The organism is Pseudomonas marginalis (assembly GCF_024169655.1).
GTDB classification, from domain to species: Bacteria; Pseudomonadota; Gammaproteobacteria; order Pseudomonadales; family Pseudomonadaceae; genus Aquipseudomonas; species Aquipseudomonas paraveronii.
In genome coordinates this window covers 6,297,763-6,314,575 of sequence record NZ_JALJWV010000001.1, presented here as the reverse complement: position 1 = coordinate 6,314,575, position 16,813 = coordinate 6,297,763, and the positions used below count along the sequence as shown (strand labels likewise).

The window sequence follows — 16,813 nt, the reverse complement described above, 5'->3', positions numbered from 1 at the left end:
GGGAGGGTTCAGGTCAATTCGACGCCGGGCCGATGGGATAGTTTTGGAACGCCACAAAGCCGGGTTCCGACTCGTCAGTCACTCGCTGAACAAGGTAGCCGTCGAAACTTAACTCAAACTGAATCAACCGCTCTAGATCGCGGGTTTCAGTGATATCAAAACGCGACCATCGCCACAATCACAGTGCGTGTTTGCCCTGTAGTCTACAACAACGCCATCTGCCTGCCCGGTGGGCAGAACGCCGTGCAATCCAGGTTGAAACCTTCCCGACGGTCGAGCCCCAGGCGCTTGATCGCCTTGCTGAAACGCTGCGCCAGCAGATCGGCAAACGGCCCTTCTCCGCGCATGCGCACGCCGAAGCGGCTGTCATACACCTCCCCGCCGCGCACCTGGCGCACCAGGCTCATCACATGGGCGGCGCGCTGCGGGTAATGCGCGGCCAGCCACTCCTCGAACAGCGGCGCCACCTCCAGCGGCAGGCGCAGCATCATGTACGCCGCACTTTGCGCACCGGCCGCATGGGCTTCGGTGAGCAGGCTCTCCAGTTCGCTGTCGTTGATCATCGGGATCATCGGCGAGCACAGCACCCCCACCGGGATGCCGGCCTCGCGCATCACCCGGATCGCCCGCAACCGCGCCTTGGGCGCAGCAGTGCGTGGCTCCAGGATGCGCTTTAGCTCGTCGTCGAGGCTGGTGAGGCTGATCATCACCGCCACCAGCCGCTGGCGCGCCAGTTCGGTGAGCAGGTCGAGATCGCGCAGGATCAGCGAGCCCTTGGTGATGATGGTCACCGGGTGCCGATAGCGCAGCAGCACTTCGAGGGTTTGCCGGGTGATCGTGTACTCGCGCTCGATCGGCTGGTACGGATCGGTGTTGGACCCCAGGTTGATCGGCGCACACACGTAGCCGGGCTTGGACAGCTGCTGCTCCAGCACGTCGGCGGCGTTGGTCTTGGCGATCAGTTTGGTTTCGAAATCCAGCCCCGGCGACAGGTCCCAATAGGCATGGCTGGGCCGCGCATAGCAGTAGATACAGCCATGCTCACACCCGCGATAAGGATTGATCGAGCGATCGAACGGCAAGTCCGGCGAGTTGTTGCGCGTGATGATGGTCTTGGCCGTTTCGATACGCACTTCGGTGCCCTGGGTCGGCGGCACTTCCTGATACCAGCCGTCGTCCTCGACCACGCTGACAGTGGGCGCGAAACGATTGTGCAGGTTGGTCGCCGTGCCCCGGCCACGGGGCGGTAGAGAAGAACTCATGGACAGGCCTCAATACTGTGTTTACATACAGTATTCGAACCCGACGTTTCCCGCCAGCGCCGTTGGGCGGGAAGTTGCGAGGTAATCGACTTACATCTGAAAACACGGTGTATTACATATCAACTTTCAGGACATAAATCGCCACATTTTAGTCATGGATTAAATTTTCATCCTGCAACTATGATCTTGCCCCAACTTAGCAAAACCCAAAAGGAACTTAATATGTCTCAGGACGAACTACGTTTGACGTGTGAAGACTTTGAAAAAGATAACAGCCCGGAAATCTTACTCGAACGTTTAACCAACGGGGATCTTTCTTACGCCATGTACGCCTCTTCATCCAAGAAAGACGGCCACTACGACACGACATCGTCTCCAACGGATCTGGACAATGACGGCGACTTCGACGATGAGGACAAGTCGATTTTCCTGACCATGGCCAACGCCTTTGCAAAGACCTGCCAGCGTAAAGAGAATTAAACTAATCGCTCAAACAAACTAGAACCGCCCAATTTATATAAACCGCTTATATAAGTTGGGCCAGCAAGACTTTATCTTGCTCAGTTTCTATCAGCCGACTTTTTACGTAAACCCGCAACTTGAGCGGCACTTGTTGCCCCCCCTTTATTACTCCAACTGCCCCGGATGAAACTGACGACATCCGCCACTTCATGGTCCGACAGGCAAGCGCCCACAGGGTGAAGGTCGCCACGTCTAAACCCTCTCGCCACGGATGGAAACTGCCGGTTTGGCGGCAGCAGGTTGGACCCAACCCACCCAAGGAGATAGAACGCAGCGGCAATCAATAGCAAGCCAAGCATCGAGAGAATCGATTCAGTGCAAAACCTGCGGCGTCGAGAAGGATTCACGATTCTTTGACGGACCGCTCACACCCCCTTGACCCCGCTTAGTCGACGCTTGGCCTCACCCGCCAACCCTCTATCGGTTACGTCGCGCATGTTCAAGCATCAATGGCTACCGGCCCTCGGCCTCGCGTTCCTGGCACTGTTCACCAGCGCACACACCTGGGCGGACGACACCGCATCCCTTCGCTCTCCCGAATGGGCGCAGCCGGTTGGCAATCAATACAACCTGCACCAGATGACGCCCACGCTCTACCGCAGCGCGCTGCCAGACAGCAACGCGGTACCTCTGCTGGAAAAACTCAAGATCGGCACCGTAATCAACTTTCTGCCGGAGTCCGATAGCGATTGGCTGAAAACTCCTGATATCCGACAGGTCCAGTTGGTTTATCGCACCAACCATGTCGATGACGCTGACGTGCTCGCCGCGCTGAGGGCGATTCGCGAGGCCGAAGCCAACGGTGCGGTGCTGATGCACTGCAAACACGGCACAGACCGCACTGGCCTGATGGCGGCGATGTATCGCGTGGTGGTTCAGGGTTGGAGCAAGGAAGAGGCGTTGAACGAAATGACCTTGGGCAGCTTCGGCAGCAGCAAGGGCCTCAAGGACGGTGTTCGCTACATGATGAAGGCCGATATCGACAAGTTGCGCACAGCCTTGGCGAATGGCGATTGCAGCACCAGCGAGTTTGCTCTGTGCTCAGTGAAAAGTTGGTTCAACACGGCCGGTACCACCAGCCCTGTTGAACCCACCAAAGACCCCAGAGCGCTGACTACGCCCTGACAGGATCTCAGTCTTTCTTCAGCTTCGGGTTAGGAAAGAACTGCACCGACTGCACCTTCGGGTCCGGCGCTTTGAGCGCCGAGGTATTGACCCGCGTACCCAGCTCCTTGGGCACCGACAAGCCCTGATCATTCAGCGTGTCGGTATAGCCGCAGGCCACGCACTCGCGATGCGGCACGTTGTCCTCGGTCCACATCTTCAATTTATCCGGCTCGCTGCACGCCGGGCAAACGGCCCCGGCAATAAACTGCTTTTTGGTAATCACTGGCACGTCACTCATGCTGCTGCGTCCTCACTCAGGCCGCTGTGGCGCAAGAGTGCGTCAATCGACGGCGCACGCCCGCGGAAATCGACAAACAACACCATCGGCGCCTGGGAACCGCCACGGGCCAGGATCGCCTCGCGGAAAGCACGTCCGGTTTCGGCATTGAGCACGCCGTCTTCTTCGAACTTGGAGAAGGCATCGGCCGACAGCACTTCAGCCCACTTGTAGCTGTAATAACCCGCGGCATAACCACCGGCGAAGATATGCGCGAAGCTGTTGGGGAAGCGGTTGTAGGCCGGCGGACGCATCACCGACACCTCGTCGCGCACGCCTTCGAGTACCTGCGCCACGCTGCGGCCGTCGCCGTGGGTGGCGTGCAGTTCAAAGTCGAACAGCGAAAACTCCAACTGGCGCACCATCATCAGGCCGGACTGGAAGTTTTTCGCGGCGAGCATTTTTTCCAGCAGGTCCTGGGGCAGCGGCTCGCCGGTTTCGTAGTGGCCGGAGATCAGCGCCAGGCCTTCCGGCTCCCAGCACCAGTTCTCCATGAACTGGCTCGGCAACTCCACCGCATCCCAGGCCACGCCGTTGATGCCGGACACGCCGGCATGCTCGACACGGGTCAGCAGGTGATGCAGGCCGTGGCCGAATTCGTGGAACAGCGTCGTCACTTCGTCGTGGGTCAGCAGGGCAGGCTTGCCACTGTCGGCCGGGGTGAAGTTGCACACCAGGTTGGCCACCGGGCTTTGCAGCACGCCGTCGAAGGTGCGGCGACGGTCGCGAGCGCCGTCCATCCAGGCGCCGCCACGCTTGTTGGCGCGGGCATACAGGTCGAAGAAGAAGCGGCCGACGTGCTGGCCGTTTTCCTTGATTTCGAACAGGCGCACGTCCGGGTGCCAGGTGTCGAAGCCTTTCTGCTCGGCGATCTCGATGCCGTACAGGCGCTGCACGATGGCAAACAGGCCGCCGAGCACCTTGTCGATCGGGAAGTAGGCGCGCAGCGCTTCCTGGGACACGCTGTAGCGCTGTTCACGCAGTTTTTCACCGTAGAAACCGCTGTCCCAGCTTTGCAGGTCGGCGCAGCCCTGTTCGGCGGCGTAGGCCTTGAGCTGTTGCAGGTCCTGGGCGGCAAACGGCTTGCTGCGCTTGGCCAGATCACGCAGGAAGCTCAGCACCTGGTCGCTGGAGTCGGCCATTTTGGTGGCCAGGCTCAATTCGGAGAAGGACGCATAGCCCAGCAGCCGGGCCAGTTCCTGACGCAGGTCGAGGATCTGTTCCATGATCGGACCGTTATCGTTCTGACCGGCATTCGGGCCTTGGTCCGACGCACGGGTGCAATAGGCGGCGTAGATTTCTTCGCGCAGGGCGCGGTCCTGGGCGTAGGTCATCACCGCGTAGTAGCTGGGGAATTCCAGGCTGATCAACCAACCGTCGAGGCCTTTGGCCTGGGCGGCGGCGGCCATTTGCGCCTTGGCCGAGTCGGTCAGGCCGGCGAGGCTGGCTTCATCGGTAACGTGTTTGGTCCAGGCCTGGGTGGCGTCCAACAGTTGGTTGGAGAATTTGCTGCCCAGCTCGGAGAGTTTGCTTTGCACTTCGGCGTAGCGTTTTTGCTGCTCGGGCGGCAGATCGATACCCGACAGGCGGAAATCGCGCAGCGAGTGTTCCAGGATGGTTTTTTGCGCCACGTCGAAACCGGCGGCTTCCGGGCTGTTGGCCAAAGCCTCGAACGCCTGGAACAGTTCGCGGTTCTGGCCCATCTCGGTGGAGTAGGCGCTCAACGCCGGCAGGCAGCTTTCATACGCTTCACGCAATTCGGCGCTGTTGCACACGGCGTTGAGGTGGCTGACCGGGCTCCAGGCGGCGCCCAGACGATCATTCAGTTCATCCATGGCGAGGACCAGACCGGCCCATGTCGGATTTTTCCCCTGGCTTTGCAGGATGCCTTCGATGGCAAGCCGGTTGTCGGCGAGGATCTGTTCGATGGCCGGCTGTACGTGCTCGGCACGGATCGCCGAGAACGGCGGCAGGTCGTAGGGCTGCAGAAGAGGGTTGTTCGCGCTCACGGTTGGCACCTTGGCTGAAGAAACATGTAAGAACAAAGATGGGGCCATCTTAATTACAATCAACGTCCACCGCAGCTATCAGCAGAAGAGAGAGAGGCTATCGTGACCCTTCGCACCTATCAGAACCACACGCCAACCCTGGGCGCCGGGGCTTTTGTCGATATTTCGGCGGTGGTGATCGGCGATGTAGAAATCGGCGACGACAGCTCGGTTTGGCCGCTGACCGTGATCCGCGGCGACATGCACCGCATCCGCATCGGCGCGCGCACCAGCGTGCAAGACGGCTGCGTGCTGCACATTACCCACGCCGGGCCGTTCAATCCTGATGGTTTCCCACTGCTGATCGGCGACGACGTGACCATCGCCCACAAAGTCATGCTGCACGGCTGCACCGTGGGCAATCGCATCCTGATCGGCATGGGCAGCATCGTGATGGACGGCGCCGTGGTCGAAGACGACGTGATCATCGGCGCCGGCAGCCTGGTGCCGCCGGGCAAGAAACTTGAAAGCGGCTTCTTGTACGTCGGCAGCCCGGTTAAACAGATCCGCGAACTGACTGACAAGGAACGCGCGTTTTTCACCTACAGCGCAGCGAACTACGTGAAGCTCAAAGACCTGCACCTGGCCGAGGGATTCGATCAATGACCCTGCACTATCCAACCGTACTGTTCGACCTGGACGGCACACTGACCGACCCACGCGAGGGCATCACCCGCTCGATCCAGTACGCCCTGGGCAAACTCGGTATCGACGAGCCCGACATCACCCAACTCGAACACTTCATCGGCCCGCCGTTGCTGCAAGCCTTTATGCAGTTCTACGGCTTCGACGAAACCAAGGCCTGGGAAGCGGTGAATTTCTACCGTGAACGCTTCAAGGTCACCGGTTTGTATGAAAACCGCGTGTTCGACGGGGTGATGCCGCTGCTCGAAGCCCTCAACAGTCAGGGTCGCCAGTTGTACGTAGCCACCTCCAAGCCGTGGGAATTTGCCCGCGAGATCGCCCGCCATTTCGATTTTGCCAAGCACTTCAAGGTGATCTACGGCAGCGAACTGGACGGCACGCGCACCAACAAGGTCGAGCTGATTGCCCACTTGATGCGCGAAGAACGCCTGGACCCGGCCACTACCTTGATGATCGGCGACCGCAAGCACGACTTGATCGGGGCGCGCAGCAATGGGCTGGATTCGGCGGCGGTCGGGTATGGGTTCGGCAGTTTCGAAGAGCTGAGTGCCGAAGCGCCGACCTGGCATTTCGAGACGTTGAACGAGTTGCATCAGGCGTTTTTGCGGCGGCCTTGAGGGCGCTATCGGGAGCAAGCTCCCTCCCACATTTGGCCTGCGTACACGGGTCAAAATGTGGGAGGGAGCTTGCTCCTGATGAGGCTCTAACGGCCAGCACCTTCCAACTGCCTCAACGCCGCCTTACGCTGTGCCACCGGCAATTGGCCCATCCGCTCCACTGCCGCATAGAACTTCAGCCAATTCCCACCTTCCTGCCGGAACAACGCCGCAAACGCCGGCACCCACTGGTCATACAGCCCGAACGGTAGAAGCCGCGCATTGTTCATCGGCTGGTTCACCCAGGCGTCATAACGTTTGTCGCCGCCCCACTGACTGTCCCGCACCTGTCGGTATTCGCTGCGCAGGCGCTCGAATTCGGCCGCCTTGGCCCGCCGCATCGCATCGGCCGCCAAGGGCTGGGCGTAGAGCGTTTCCAGACGTTTGCGGGTATCGAGGACCAACCGGGTAAATTGGTCACGCTGCTGCAGCGCCGCGCTGCCGATCGGCGCCAGGCCCCGGGCGACGCGCCATTGGCGCGTGCCTTCCTGCTCGACGAAGGTGGCAAAGGATTCATTGAACTCGGTGTCGTCCTTCACGTAGAAGCGCTGGTGCGCCAGCTCGTGAAAAATCAACGTGGCCAGGCGCTCATCACCCCAGCTCAGCATCGAACTCATGATCGGGTCATTGAACCAACCCAAGGTGGAATAGGCCTCGACGCCGCCAATCGACACATCCAGGCCTTGCTGCTTGAGCAACGCGGCCTCACCCCGCGCCGCACCCTGGCTGTAATAACCGCGATAGGCGACGCAGCCGGCGATGGGGAAGCAGTGATTTTGCGCCGCCAGGGAAAACTCCTGCGTGGCAAAAACATTCCAGACCACATATGGCCGGCCAATATCGGCGTACAGCCGGTAACTCTGGTTGTCAGGCAAGTGCAGTTGCTCGCTGGCGAACGTGCGCGCCTTTTGCGCTTGCACCAAGTGATCACGTAACGGCTGCGGTCGCGCGGGGTCGGCAATCACCTTGGCCACCGGCTCCCGGGCCTGCAGCAACTGCCACTGGCCGCTGGCCAATTGGCCGTAATAACTGACGCTGGAACACCCGCTGAGCAGCACCCACCACAACCCTGGAAGAAAACGCCTGACCATGCCGCGACTGCTCCTGGGTAATTGGCTCGCCAGCCTATCGTGACTGCCCGGCGTTTTTCCATGGCGTAGCGCGTTTATACTCAAAGCCCTCCTTGTGTTGAGTGCCCGCCATGCGCCAGCTAGTGCTTCCCATCGCCGCCCTGTTGCTCAGCGCCTGTGCTTCGCCGCCCATCCCGCCGGTGGACCCGCAACAGGCCTGGGTCGATTTCGCCACCCCGACACCGGGGGCCAAGCTGGTGATGGCCCAACGGCTGGATGGGAAGAACCTCAACGACGGACGCTTCTTCCAGGTCCCGCCGGGCAGTCACGAGTTGATGGTGCGCTTTGATTTCGAAGTGCCGACCGGCGGCAGCTTTGGCGGGTTGTCGCAGACCCAGGACCGGACCTGCTTCATGACCTTGCAGTACGACCACTTCGAGGCAGGTCAGCGTTATCGCCTGGAGGGGCGCTCGTTGGCCTACACACCGAATATCCGGCTGTACAACGCCGCGCGTCAGTTATTGGCGCAAGAGCGCAGCGTGAACTGCATCTGATCAGTCGTTGTTCTTCTGGTAGATGATTGCCTTGGTACCGTTCTCACACGTGCCTACGACCATGGCGACATCGTGCTTGTCGGCTTCTTCCTTGCTGACGATTTCCAGGGTGTAGGACGGAACCGAGTTAGCCTGGATTTTGATCTCGATCTCTTTCCTGAGCTCTTCGCAGTCTTTGGTCGCGGCCGCCGCCGATGTGGCCACTACACCGCAGATGATCGCCAAAGCAAAACGTTTCATGTGTGAAGCTCCCTGAATGCATGCGCACGGGTGTGCGCCTAAGGCTGCATAGGCTATAGGACCACATCAGGGAAACACGAGTTCTGATTTAACGCACAACTAAATGTGGGAGGGGGCCTGCTCCCACATTCTTAATGTCTGCGTCAGTTGACGAGCGTGGCGTCCAGGCTGATTTTCGCGTTCAGCACCTTCGACACCGGGCACCCTTCCTTGGCCTTTTTGCTCAGTTCTTCGAACTGCGCCTGGCTCGCACCGGGAATCTTGGCCTTGAGCACCAGGTGTACCGCGGTGATCGCAAAACCACCGTCGACCTGATCCAGGGTCACTTCGGCCTGGGTGTCGATGCTGTCAGCCTCGAGCCCGGCGTCGCCGAGAATCATGGAAAACGCCATGGAGAAACAGCCAGCGTGGGCCGCACCGATCAACTCTTCAGGGTTGGTGCCCTTGCCGCCCTCGAAACGGGCCTTGAAGCCGTAGGGCGCTTCGCGCAGCACGCCGGTTTCCGTGGAGATGGAACCCACGCCTGTCTTCAGATCACCTTCCCAATGCGCGGATGCTTTTTTTACGATACTCATAGCAGTCTCCTCAAACGATGGTTTTGCGTCAGTAAGGGTTCTGAGGATAGATGCTTTGCCAAAGTTCACTTGTAAGAGAAACCTAGCAGCAAAGTAGGAAATTTCTCACGACCTATTGAATCTCGGGTATATGCCCTCATTGCATAGAACATGCACATGAAGCGGCAGGTTTTGGTTCGTCTAAGAAGCCTGCGCCCTTATTGGAGAAGCAGGCTTATGAAATCGCTGTCCGACGTGAAGTTCTCGACCCTCGACCTGGTGCCCGTGCGGGCCAACGGCAGTCCCGCACAGTCGCTGCGCAATTCCCTGGACCTGGCCCAGCATGTGGAAAAGTTTGGCTACAACCGCTTCTGGGTAGCTGAACACCACAATATGGATGGCATCGCCAGCTCGGCCACCTCGGTATTGCTCGGTTACCTGGCCGGCGGCACCTCGACCATCCGCGTCGGTTCCGGCGGCGTGATGCTGCCCAACCATGCGCCGTTGGTGATCGCCGAACAATTCGGCACCCTGGAAAGCCTGTACCCCGGTCGGATCGACCTCGGCCTGGGGCGTGCGCCCGGTTCCGACCAGATGACCGCCCGCGCCCTACGCCGTGAGCGCTCCGGCAGCGCGGACGACTTCCCCGACGACGTGGCCGAACTGATGGCCTACCTCGGCCCGCGCACGCCCGACCAACGGGTGATCGCGGTTCCCGGCACCGGCACCAACGTCCCGGTGTGGCTGCTCGGTTCCAGCCTGTTCAGCGCACAACTGGCCGGTGAGCGCGGCTTGCCCTACGCCTTTGCCTCCCATTTCGCACCGCGCTTGATGCATGAGGCGATTCGCGTGTACCGCAATCACTTCAAGCCTTCGGCCGTTCTGGACAAGCCCTACGTAATGCTCGGCATTCCGTTGGTCGCGGCGGATACCGATGAACAGGCCGATTACCTGGCCACTTCCGTCTACCAACGCATCCTGGCGCTGATGCGCGGGCAGAGCCTGGTGCAGCGTCCGCCGGTGAACAGCATGGACGGCCTGTGGCTGCCCCATGAAAAAGACGCGGTAGGCAGCTTCCTCGGCCTGGCGATGGTCGGCAGCCCGGCGAAGATCCGCGCCAAACTGGAGGTGCTGATCGAACAGACCGGCGCCGATGAGCTGATCTTTACCTGCGATCTGTACGAACACGCCGACCGGATTCATTCCTACGAACTGCTCGCGCAGTTGATGAAGGGCTAAACCTCGCAGGCGAAAAAAAACCGACGCACCTGCGTCGGTTTTTTATGTCTGCAACGTGGGATTAACCGCGCTTGTAGACGATTTCCTTGGTGCCGCCTTCGCAACTGCCAACCACTTTACCGTCCGCCGCAGCACCTTTAGCCACGACTTCCAGCGAATAACCCGAAGCGCCCTTGGCGTCGATTTTCGCGGCAATTTCGCTTTTCAGCTCTTCACACGGCTTGCCCGCCGCCAGCACGGTGCCCGCCATGCTCAATAAACCTACCGCTAACAGGAACTTCTTCATCCGTCACTTTCCTTGCGCTGATCGAAACGAGCGTGCCGACACTGGTCGCATCGGCCCCCATTGGTTGTAGCGCAGGTTATGGCAATCGGCCAGCCGGCAAGTTCAACCGCTCCGATCAACTACTGGCAATTCGGAACCCCACCTTCAACGTAACCTGGAAGTGCGCGGCCTTGCCGTCCTTGATATGGCCTCGGGTTTCGATCACCTCGAACCACTCCAAGTGCTTGAGGCTCTTGCTGGCTTCGGCCAAGGCGTTGTTGATCGCCTCTTCGATACTGGTGGCGGACGAGCCCACCAATTCGACTTTTTTGTAGGTGTGATGATCAGACATGGCGTTTCTCCTGAGGGTCGTCAATAAAGCCTAGCAGTGAAAGTTCATACTGCTTCTGGCGACCATTCCTATTCGAAAGTTCAGATTTACTGCACTTTCTGAAACGGCCGTAGTCGGTATCTACACACGCCACTCAATCATTTCAGGAGAGTCCACATGGCCAACACTTCTTTACGCAAAGCGTCGCTGGAAAGCATGGAAGCCGAGATTTCGAGCTTGCTCAAGTCCCTTGAGGACCTCAAGGACGATGCTTCCGATGAGTCGCGCAAGACCCTGAAGGCCCTGAAAAGCAATGCCGAGAACGCACTCAAGCATTCCCGTCACCTGATCAGCGACGCCTACGAAGAAAGCAAAGTCAAAATCCGCGAAACCGGTGTGGCGACCCGGGACTACGCACAAGAGCACCCATGGACCACAGCCGGCGTTGCCGTTGGCGCACTGGGCCTGCTGGCGGCTTACCTGCTGTGCAAACGCGGTAACTGATTTGCCGGCTATACCGGCTGGCGCAACAACTCAGCCTTGAGCCATTGCGCCAGTTGCCGAGCGCGCCCATCCGCGGCGCGCTTGGGTAGCCACAACGCCAGGTGCGCCGGGGTTTGCGTGAAACCCCACGGCGCCACCAGGCGACCGGCGCGCACATCCTCCGCCACCAGCGGCTCCGGCGCGATCGCCACGCCCAGCCCTGCAACCGCCGCTTCCAGCAAGTAGTACAAATGCTCAAAACCCTGGCCGTGTTTCAACGCACCGGGCTCGATCCCGTGTTGCTGCGCCCAACTGGGCCAGGCCTGCGGGCGTGACGTGGTGTGCAACAGCGCTTCGCCACACAGCGCCGCAGCCGGGGCGTCGCGCAGGCGCTCGTAACCGGCGAAACGCGGGCTCATGACCGGGCCGATACGCTCGCTGGCCAGCTCGTACACCTGCATATCCGCTGGCCACGGGGGTTCGGCGAACAACAGCAGCGCGTCCAGACCGGGGCGGCGGGGGTCCAGGTCACCTTCGCCCGCCGACAGGTGCAAGCGCAGATCGGGCAGGTCGGCATTCAAGCGGCCCAGGCGCGGAATAAACCAGCGTGCCAGCAAACTGCCCGAACAGCCGAGGACGAACGGTGCATCGGCGCTGCTTTGGGTGATTTCTGCGCACGCATCCCTTAACCGCTCGAACGCCTCGGCACTCGCATCGCGCAGACGCACGCCGGCATCTGTGAGTTTGAGGCCGCGTCCTTCCTTGACGAACAGGCTGACACCCAAATGTTCTTCCAGCACTTTAAGCTGGCGGCTCACAGCGCCATGGGTGACGTGCAACTGCTCAGCAGCCTGGCTCACGCTGTTGAGGCGGGCCGTGGCTTCGAATGCGCGTAGGGCGTTAAGGGGCGGAAGGTCTCGGCTCATCTGTGAGTTTTCCTGACAGGTTACGGCGATCTTATCGGTTTTCAGCACCGGACGTCAGGGGTAGAGTGGCCGTCATTGCTTCCCACCCGAATTCTTTTCCTGGAGCGTCCCATGACTCAGTCCCAGACCGATCTACGCAACGGCCCTGACGCCAACGGCCTGTTCGGCGCATTCGGCGGCCGCTACGTCGCTGAAACCCTGATGCCGTTGATCCTCGAGCTGGCCCGCGAATACGAAGCGGCCAAGATTGATCCTGCGTTCAACGAAGAATTGGCCTACTTCCAGCGCGACTACGTCGGTCGACCAAGCCCGCTGTATTTCGCTGAGCGGCTGACGGAGTTCTGCGGCGGCGCCAAGATTTACCTCAAGCGCGAAGAGCTGAACCACACCGGCGCGCACAAGATCAACAACTGCATCGGCCAGATCCTGCTGGCGCGGCGCATGGGCAAGAAACGCATCATCGCCGAGACCGGCGCCGGCATGCACGGTGTGGCCACCGCCACCGTGGCCGCGCGTTTCGGCCTGCAATGCGTGATCTACATGGGCACCACGGACATCGAGCGCCAACAGGCCAACGTGTTCCGCATGAAGCTGCTGGGCGCTGAAGTGATCCCGGTGGTTGCCGGCACCGGCACCCTCAAAGACGCGATGAACGAAGCCCTGCGCGACTGGGTGACCAACGTCGACGACACCTTCTACCTGATCGGCACCGTGGCCGGCCCGCACCCTTATCCTGCGATGGTGCGCGACTTCCAGTCCGTGATCGGCAAGGAAACCCGCACCCAACTGCAAGCCCAGGAAGGCCGCCTGCCGGACAGCCTGGTGGCGTGCATCGGCGGCGGTTCCAACGCCATGGGCCTGTTCCATCCGTTCCTGGATGACAGCAGCGTCGAGATCATCGGCGTCGAAGCCGCGGGCTTTGGCATCGAAACCGGCAAACACGCCGCCAGCCTCAACGGTGGCGTACCGGGCGTACTGCACGGCAACCGCACCTTCCTGCTGCAGGACGACGATGGCCAGATCATCGACGCCCATTCGATTTCCGCCGGCCTCGACTACCCCGGCATCGGTCCTGAACACGCCTGGTTGCACGATATCGGCCGCGTCCAGTACACCTCGGTGACCGACCACGAAGCACTCGACGCCTTTCACAAATGCTGCCGCCTGGAAGGGATTATTCCTGCACTGGAAAGCGCCCACGCCCTGGCCGAAGTGTTCAAACGCGCACCGACCCTGCCGAAGGATCACCTGATGGTGGTCAACCTGTCCGGTCGTGGCGACAAAGACATGCAGACCGTGATGCACCACATGGAACAGTCCCAGCAGGAGAAACACTAAATGAGCCGCCTGCAAACCCGCTTTGCGCAACTCAAGGAACAAAACCGCGCCGCCCTGGTGACCTTCGTTACCGCCGGCGACCCCGGTTATGACACCTCGCTGGCCATCCTCAAGGGCTTGCCCGCTGCCGGTGCCGACGTGATCGAGCTGGGCATGCCCTTCACCGACCCGATGGCCGACGGCCCGGCCATTCAACTGGCCAACATCCGCGCGCTGACCGCCAAGCAGAACCTGGCGAAAACCCTGCAGATGGTGCGCGAGTTCCGCAAGGACAACAGCGACACCCCGCTGGTGCTGATGGGTTACTTCAACCCGATCCACAAATACGGCGTGCCGCAATTTATTGCCGATGCCAAGCAAGCCGGCGTCGACGGCCTGATCGTGGTCGACCTGCCGCCCGAACATAACGGCGAGCTGTGCGACCCGGCCCAGGCAGCCGGTATCGACTTTATCCGCCTGACCACGCCGACCACCGACGACGTGCGCCTGCCAACCGTGCTCAACGGCAGCTCGGGCTTTGTGTACTACGTGTCGGTGGCCGGTGTGACCGGTGCCGGTGCCGCCACCCTGGAACACGTCGAAGAAGCCGTGGCCCGCCTGCGTCGCCATACCGACCTGCCGATCAGCATCGGTTTTGGTATCCGCACGCCGGAGCAAGCGGCCGCCATCGCGCGCTTGGCCGATGGTGTGGTGGTGGGTTCGGCGCTGATCGATCAAATCGCCAACGCCAGCAATGACCAGCAAGCCATCGACGGCGTGCTGAGCCTGTGTGCAGCGCTGTCGGCAGGTGTCCGTAACGCACGTAAGTAAGCGCCTCGTATACGGTAGGTAAAGTTCCTGATACAGAGGAATCAACCCGCAACACCGTGGCCTAAACAGCAAGACCAAGGGATTTCGAACCGCGTTCGAAATCCCTTTTTTGTATGCGTGCCCCGAGGAATTCCCGATGAAAATGCCCAAGTCCGTGATTGCTGGTTGTGGCGCGCTGGTGCTTGCCGCCAGCGCCCTGGTGCAAGCCGCGCCGCCTGACCAACGCGGCGACGACCGTGACGACCGTGGCGGCCCACCAGGCCAGCACGAACAACGTGGCGACGACCATCGCGGCCCGCAGGACGACCGTCGCGGCGGCCCACCCCGGGACTTCGGTCCGGTGCGCCAGATCATCCGCGACAATCACGGCCAATTCGGTCGTGGCGCGCCACCGCCGCCGGATATGCGCCTGGTCCGTGGCCGGCCGATGCCCCACGGCTACTATGGCGAACGCCTCGATAGCCGCGCCCTGGCGCGCCTGCCGTACTACGAGGGCTATGAATGGCGCCGTTCAGGCCCGGACGTGGTGTTGATCGCAGTGGGCACGGGCATCGTCTATGAAATTCTGGAAGGCGTCTTGAACTGACGCCGCGGTTCCTCGATTTCTTCCGCTAGGCTTAAGGGGCGAACCGTTCGTTCCCCCTTAACGCACTTCATGCCTATTGCCGTCTAACCACCTCAGCAAGCCCCGGTATTTCTTGCGCTCCCGGTCGTTAAGTTAGCCGCATCAGAAGTCATTCTTGGCTCCTTGGAGTACATCATGGCATTTGATCTCATCACTGCATCGGACCGCCGTCACGCCACCTTGCAAAAAGGCTTCAACCTGCGCTGGCCCTTGGGCAACGTGCAGGGCCAATCCTCGCCCAACGGCGCCAACCTGATTTACCTCTGTTACAGCCCCCAGGACATCATCGACGCCGCGGCGCAGGCCCTGGCCGTCGCCAATGGCCGGATTGCCGTGCGTAGCGGCGGCCACTGTTATGAAGGTTTCGTCGCCAACAAGATGCCCAACGACCCCAATGAGGTGTTGGCGATTCTGGATATCGGGCAAATGAAGCAACTGGACTACGACGCCGACGGCCAATTGCACTCCCAGTTGGTGCCGACTTTGCCCTATCGCTACCGCTTTCGCCTGGAAGCCGGCGGGCAGAACTGGGACGCCTACGTCGCCCTGTACAAGTTGGCCAACAAGACCCTGCCCGGTGGTTCGTGTTATTCGGTGGGCCTGGGCGGGCACATCTGCGGTGGCGGCTACGGCTTGCTCTCGCGCAAACACGGCCTGGTGTGCGACTGGCTGTCCGGTGTCGATATTCTGGTGCCCAACGCCCAAGGCAACGGCCTGACAGCGCTGCATGTCTGCCGGGAGAGCACCGACCCGGACGAACTGAACCTGTTTGCCGCGTGCTGCGGTGCCGGCGGCGGGCAGTTCGGGATCATCACCAGTTATTACTTCAAGGACCTGCCGGACGCCCCCAAGGAGGTGCTTTGGCTGGTACTGGAATGGGACTGGGCGATGCTGACCAAACCGGCGCTCGACCGATTGCTGGAGGCCTATCAAGCCTGGTTCGCCCAACATCAGGCCGACCCGGACACCTGGGGCCTGGCGACCAAGCTGGAAATGCGCCACCAGCACACCGGCAACGTCACGCTGGGCATTCATTACGTGGACAAAGACGGCGAGTTGAACGATCAGGCGCCCTTCAACGATTTTGTCACGACGATGCTGGACGCCATCGGCATTGCCGCCAGCGAATCGGTGACGCCGTTTCACGTGATCCACCTGCCGCCAAGCAACCCCGCCGGGCGCGTCATCAACTCCTTGACCACGGCGCGTGCCGCCGTGCGCCGCCTGGACTGGCTGCCGTGCCAGCAAACCCTCAACGGCTCCGGCGACAACCAGCGTGGGCGCTATAAGTCGGCCTATCAGAAAGGCATTTTCACGCCGCAGGTGTTATCCGCGATCTGGACCACGCTGACCTGGCCCGACCCGGCGAACGTGTTGACCCAAAGCCTCATACAGATCCAGTCGTTCGGCGGGCGCATCAACCAGCCAGATCCGGCGGTGCGGCGCGAATCATCCGCGGCCCAGCGCGGCTCTTTCCTCAAGTGGCAACCGCAATGTTATTGGCGCGATGCCAGCGCCGCCGCCGACCAGGCGCATGCCGATTGGATTCAGGGGTTGTTTTTCAACGCCTTCGCCAACGATCAAGGCGTGCCGCTCAACGCGCAGTTCGAGGGCTGCTACATCAATTACCCCGACCTCGACATGACGCACCTCGGCGGCAACCCGGCGAACGCCAAGAACCCCCAGTGGTACGCCATTTTCTTCCCCGACCTGATCATCGAAAGCCGCCTGCGGCGTACCAAGCAGCGCTGGGACCCGCTGAATATCTTCCGTAACGAAATGTCGGTGCCGTAAGCCGCAA

The 16,813-nt window shown here is 60.8% G+C and carries 20 protein-coding genes; 11 read left to right on the top strand and 9 right to left on the bottom strand.

The features are described from left to right. Positions 1-203: 203 nt before the first annotated feature. Entirely contained in the window at positions 204-1,262 is a 1,059-nt protein-coding gene (locus J2Y83_RS29240; protein ID WP_253400275.1) for a PA0069 family radical SAM protein, read from the bottom strand. A 222-nt stretch (positions 1,263-1,484) separates the two neighbouring features. Here J2Y83_RS29240 and J2Y83_RS29235 point away from each other — a divergent pair, with 222 nt between their 5' ends. Beyond that, positions 1,485-1,742 (top strand): hypothetical protein, encoded by a 258-nt coding sequence (locus J2Y83_RS29235; protein WP_253400274.1) that lies wholly within the window; start codon positions 1,485-1,487, stop codon positions 1,740-1,742. A 477-nt stretch (positions 1,743-2,219) separates the two neighbouring features. After that, on the top strand, positions 2,220-2,909 hold the full coding sequence (locus J2Y83_RS29230) for a phosphatase domain-containing protein (RefSeq protein WP_253400273.1): 690 nt from the start codon (positions 2,220-2,222) through the stop codon (positions 2,907-2,909). Between the two features lie 7 nt (positions 2,910-2,916). On the opposite strand, the gene J2Y83_RS29225 is transcribed toward J2Y83_RS29230, so the two are convergent. Both J2Y83_RS29225 and prlC read right to left on the bottom strand, forming a co-directional pair. Continuing rightward, positions 2,917-3,189 (bottom strand): YheV family putative zinc ribbon protein, encoded by a 273-nt coding sequence (locus J2Y83_RS29225; RefSeq protein WP_247400240.1) that lies wholly within the window; start codon positions 3,187-3,189, stop codon positions 2,917-2,919. Further along, the gene (prlC, locus tag J2Y83_RS29220; RefSeq protein ID WP_253400272.1) at positions 3,186-5,285 is read right to left on the bottom strand and encodes an oligopeptidase A; all 2,100 of its coding nucleotides are present in this window, start codon (positions 5,283-5,285) and stop codon (positions 3,186-3,188) included. The genes J2Y83_RS29225 and prlC overlap by 4 nt, the downstream gene beginning before the upstream one ends. A gap of 54 nt (positions 5,286-5,339) precedes the next feature. Between prlC and J2Y83_RS29215 the strand changes: the two genes are divergently transcribed. Beyond that, a complete protein-coding gene (locus J2Y83_RS29215) occupies positions 5,340-5,882 on the top strand; it encodes a gamma carbonic anhydrase family protein (RefSeq protein ID WP_253400271.1) in 543 nt (180 codons plus the stop codon). Further along, entirely contained in the window at positions 5,879-6,538 is a 660-nt protein-coding gene (locus J2Y83_RS29210) for an HAD family hydrolase (protein WP_253400270.1), read from the top strand. Before J2Y83_RS29215 ends, J2Y83_RS29210 begins: the two co-directional genes overlap by 4 nt. An 86-nt stretch (positions 6,539-6,624) precedes the next feature. On the opposite strand, the gene J2Y83_RS29205 is transcribed toward J2Y83_RS29210, so the two are convergent. After that, entirely contained in the window at positions 6,625-7,668 is a 1,044-nt protein-coding gene (locus J2Y83_RS29205; RefSeq protein WP_253400269.1) for an aminopeptidase, read from the bottom strand. 110 nt (positions 7,669-7,778) lie between these two features. Here J2Y83_RS29205 and J2Y83_RS29200 point away from each other — a divergent pair, with 110 nt between their 5' ends. Next, the gene (locus J2Y83_RS29200) at positions 7,779-8,201 is read left to right on the top strand and encodes a hypothetical protein (RefSeq protein WP_253400268.1); all 423 of its coding nucleotides are present in this window, start codon (positions 7,779-7,781) and stop codon (positions 8,199-8,201) included. Here J2Y83_RS29200 and J2Y83_RS29195 read toward each other — a convergent pair whose 3' ends face one another. Further along, positions 8,202-8,441, bottom strand: a complete 240-nt coding sequence (locus J2Y83_RS29195) for a DUF1161 domain-containing protein (protein WP_253400267.1) — start codon at positions 8,439-8,441, stop codon at positions 8,202-8,204. It lies immediately after the preceding gene. A gap of 143 nt (positions 8,442-8,584) precedes the next feature. Further along, the gene (locus tag J2Y83_RS29190; protein WP_253400266.1) at positions 8,585-9,016 is read right to left on the bottom strand and encodes an OsmC family protein; all 432 of its coding nucleotides are present in this window, start codon (positions 9,014-9,016) and stop codon (positions 8,585-8,587) included. 216 nt (positions 9,017-9,232) lie between these two features. Here J2Y83_RS29190 and J2Y83_RS29185 point away from each other — a divergent pair, with 216 nt between their 5' ends. Next, positions 9,233-10,234: an LLM class flavin-dependent oxidoreductase gene (locus J2Y83_RS29185; protein ID WP_253400265.1), complete on the top strand. Its 1,002-nt coding sequence runs from the start codon at positions 9,233-9,235 to the stop codon at positions 10,232-10,234. A 61-nt stretch (positions 10,235-10,295) separates the two neighbouring features. Here the strand turns inward: J2Y83_RS29185 and J2Y83_RS29180 are convergent, their stop codons facing one another. Beyond that, complete coding sequence (locus tag J2Y83_RS29180; protein ID WP_253400264.1) at positions 10,296-10,520, bottom strand: DUF1161 domain-containing protein; 225 nt, start codon at positions 10,518-10,520, stop codon at positions 10,296-10,298. A gap of 115 nt (positions 10,521-10,635) precedes the next feature. Continuing rightward, a complete protein-coding gene (locus J2Y83_RS29175; RefSeq protein ID WP_253400263.1) occupies positions 10,636-10,851 on the bottom strand; it encodes a dodecin in 216 nt (71 codons plus the stop codon). A 156-nt stretch (positions 10,852-11,007) separates the two neighbouring features. On the opposite strand from J2Y83_RS29175, the gene J2Y83_RS29170 reads away from it, so the two are divergent. Beyond that, positions 11,008-11,334: a DUF883 family protein gene (locus tag J2Y83_RS29170; RefSeq protein WP_247408555.1), complete on the top strand. Its 327-nt coding sequence runs from the start codon at positions 11,008-11,010 to the stop codon at positions 11,332-11,334. Between the two features lie 8 nt (positions 11,335-11,342). Here the strand turns inward: J2Y83_RS29170 and J2Y83_RS29165 are convergent, their stop codons facing one another. Next, positions 11,343-12,239, bottom strand: coding sequence for a LysR family transcriptional regulator (locus J2Y83_RS29165; RefSeq protein ID WP_253400262.1), 897 nt, complete (start codon positions 12,237-12,239; stop codon positions 11,343-11,345). Between the two features lie 111 nt (positions 12,240-12,350). Between J2Y83_RS29165 and trpB the strand changes: the two genes are divergently transcribed. From trpB to J2Y83_RS29145, 4 genes are all read left to right on the top strand, one after another. Further along, positions 12,351-13,577 (top strand): tryptophan synthase subunit beta, encoded by a 1,227-nt coding sequence (gene trpB, locus J2Y83_RS29160; RefSeq protein ID WP_253400261.1) that lies wholly within the window; start codon positions 12,351-12,353, stop codon positions 13,575-13,577. Next, the gene (gene trpA / locus J2Y83_RS29155; RefSeq protein ID WP_253400260.1) at positions 13,578-14,387 is read left to right on the top strand and encodes a tryptophan synthase subunit alpha; all 810 of its coding nucleotides are present in this window, start codon (positions 13,578-13,580) and stop codon (positions 14,385-14,387) included. Between the two features lie 136 nt (positions 14,388-14,523). Then, positions 14,524-14,973, top strand: coding sequence for an anti-virulence regulator CigR family protein (locus tag J2Y83_RS29150; RefSeq protein WP_253400259.1), 450 nt, complete (start codon positions 14,524-14,526; stop codon positions 14,971-14,973). 174 nt (positions 14,974-15,147) lie between these two features. Next, positions 15,148-16,806 (top strand): BBE domain-containing protein, encoded by a 1,659-nt coding sequence (locus J2Y83_RS29145; protein ID WP_253400258.1) that lies wholly within the window; start codon positions 15,148-15,150, stop codon positions 16,804-16,806. Positions 16,807-16,813 lie beyond the last annotated feature (7 nt).

Coding starts and splice junctions, on each gene's coding strand:
- J2Y83_RS29175 (WP_253400263.1), bottom strand. CDS start 10,851: ATGTCTGATCATCACACCTACAAAAAAGTCGAATTGGTGGGCTCGTCC.
- J2Y83_RS29225 (WP_247400240.1), bottom strand. CDS start 3,189: ATGAGTGACGTGCCAGTGATTACCAAAAAGCAGTTTATTGCCGGGGCC.
- J2Y83_RS29230 (WP_253400273.1), top strand. CDS start 2,220: ATGTTCAAGCATCAATGGCTACCGGCCCTCGGCCTCGCGTTCCTGGCA.
- trpB (WP_253400261.1), top strand. CDS start 12,351: ATGACTCAGTCCCAGACCGATCTACGCAACGGCCCTGACGCCAACGGC.
- J2Y83_RS29195 (WP_253400267.1), bottom strand. CDS start 8,441: ATGAAACGTTTTGCTTTGGCGATCATCTGCGGTGTAGTGGCCACATCG.
- J2Y83_RS29170 (WP_247408555.1), top strand. CDS start 11,008: ATGGCCAACACTTCTTTACGCAAAGCGTCGCTGGAAAGCATGGAAGCC.
- trpA (WP_253400260.1), top strand. CDS start 13,578: ATGAGCCGCCTGCAAACCCGCTTTGCGCAACTCAAGGAACAAAACCGC.
- J2Y83_RS29185 (WP_253400265.1), top strand. CDS start 9,233: ATGAAATCGCTGTCCGACGTGAAGTTCTCGACCCTCGACCTGGTGCCC.
- J2Y83_RS29235 (WP_253400274.1), top strand. CDS start 1,485: ATGTCTCAGGACGAACTACGTTTGACGTGTGAAGACTTTGAAAAAGAT.
- J2Y83_RS29240 (WP_253400275.1), bottom strand. CDS start 1,262: ATGAGTTCTTCTCTACCGCCCCGTGGCCGGGGCACGGCGACCAACCTG.
- J2Y83_RS29210 (WP_253400270.1), top strand. CDS start 5,879: ATGACCCTGCACTATCCAACCGTACTGTTCGACCTGGACGGCACACTG.
- J2Y83_RS29200 (WP_253400268.1), top strand. CDS start 7,779: ATGCGCCAGCTAGTGCTTCCCATCGCCGCCCTGTTGCTCAGCGCCTGT.
- J2Y83_RS29145 (WP_253400258.1), top strand. CDS start 15,148: ATGGCATTTGATCTCATCACTGCATCGGACCGCCGTCACGCCACCTTG.
- J2Y83_RS29165 (WP_253400262.1), bottom strand. CDS start 12,239: ATGAGCCGAGACCTTCCGCCCCTTAACGCCCTACGCGCATTCGAAGCC.
- J2Y83_RS29190 (WP_253400266.1), bottom strand. CDS start 9,016: ATGAGTATCGTAAAAAAAGCATCCGCGCATTGGGAAGGTGATCTGAAG.
- J2Y83_RS29180 (WP_253400264.1), bottom strand. CDS start 10,520: ATGAAGAAGTTCCTGTTAGCGGTAGGTTTATTGAGCATGGCGGGCACC.
- J2Y83_RS29205 (WP_253400269.1), bottom strand. CDS start 7,668: ATGGTCAGGCGTTTTCTTCCAGGGTTGTGGTGGGTGCTGCTCAGCGGG.
- prlC (WP_253400272.1), bottom strand. CDS start 5,285: ATGGCCCCATCTTTGTTCTTACATGTTTCTTCAGCCAAGGTGCCAACC.
- J2Y83_RS29150 (WP_253400259.1), top strand. CDS start 14,524: ATGAAAATGCCCAAGTCCGTGATTGCTGGTTGTGGCGCGCTGGTGCTT.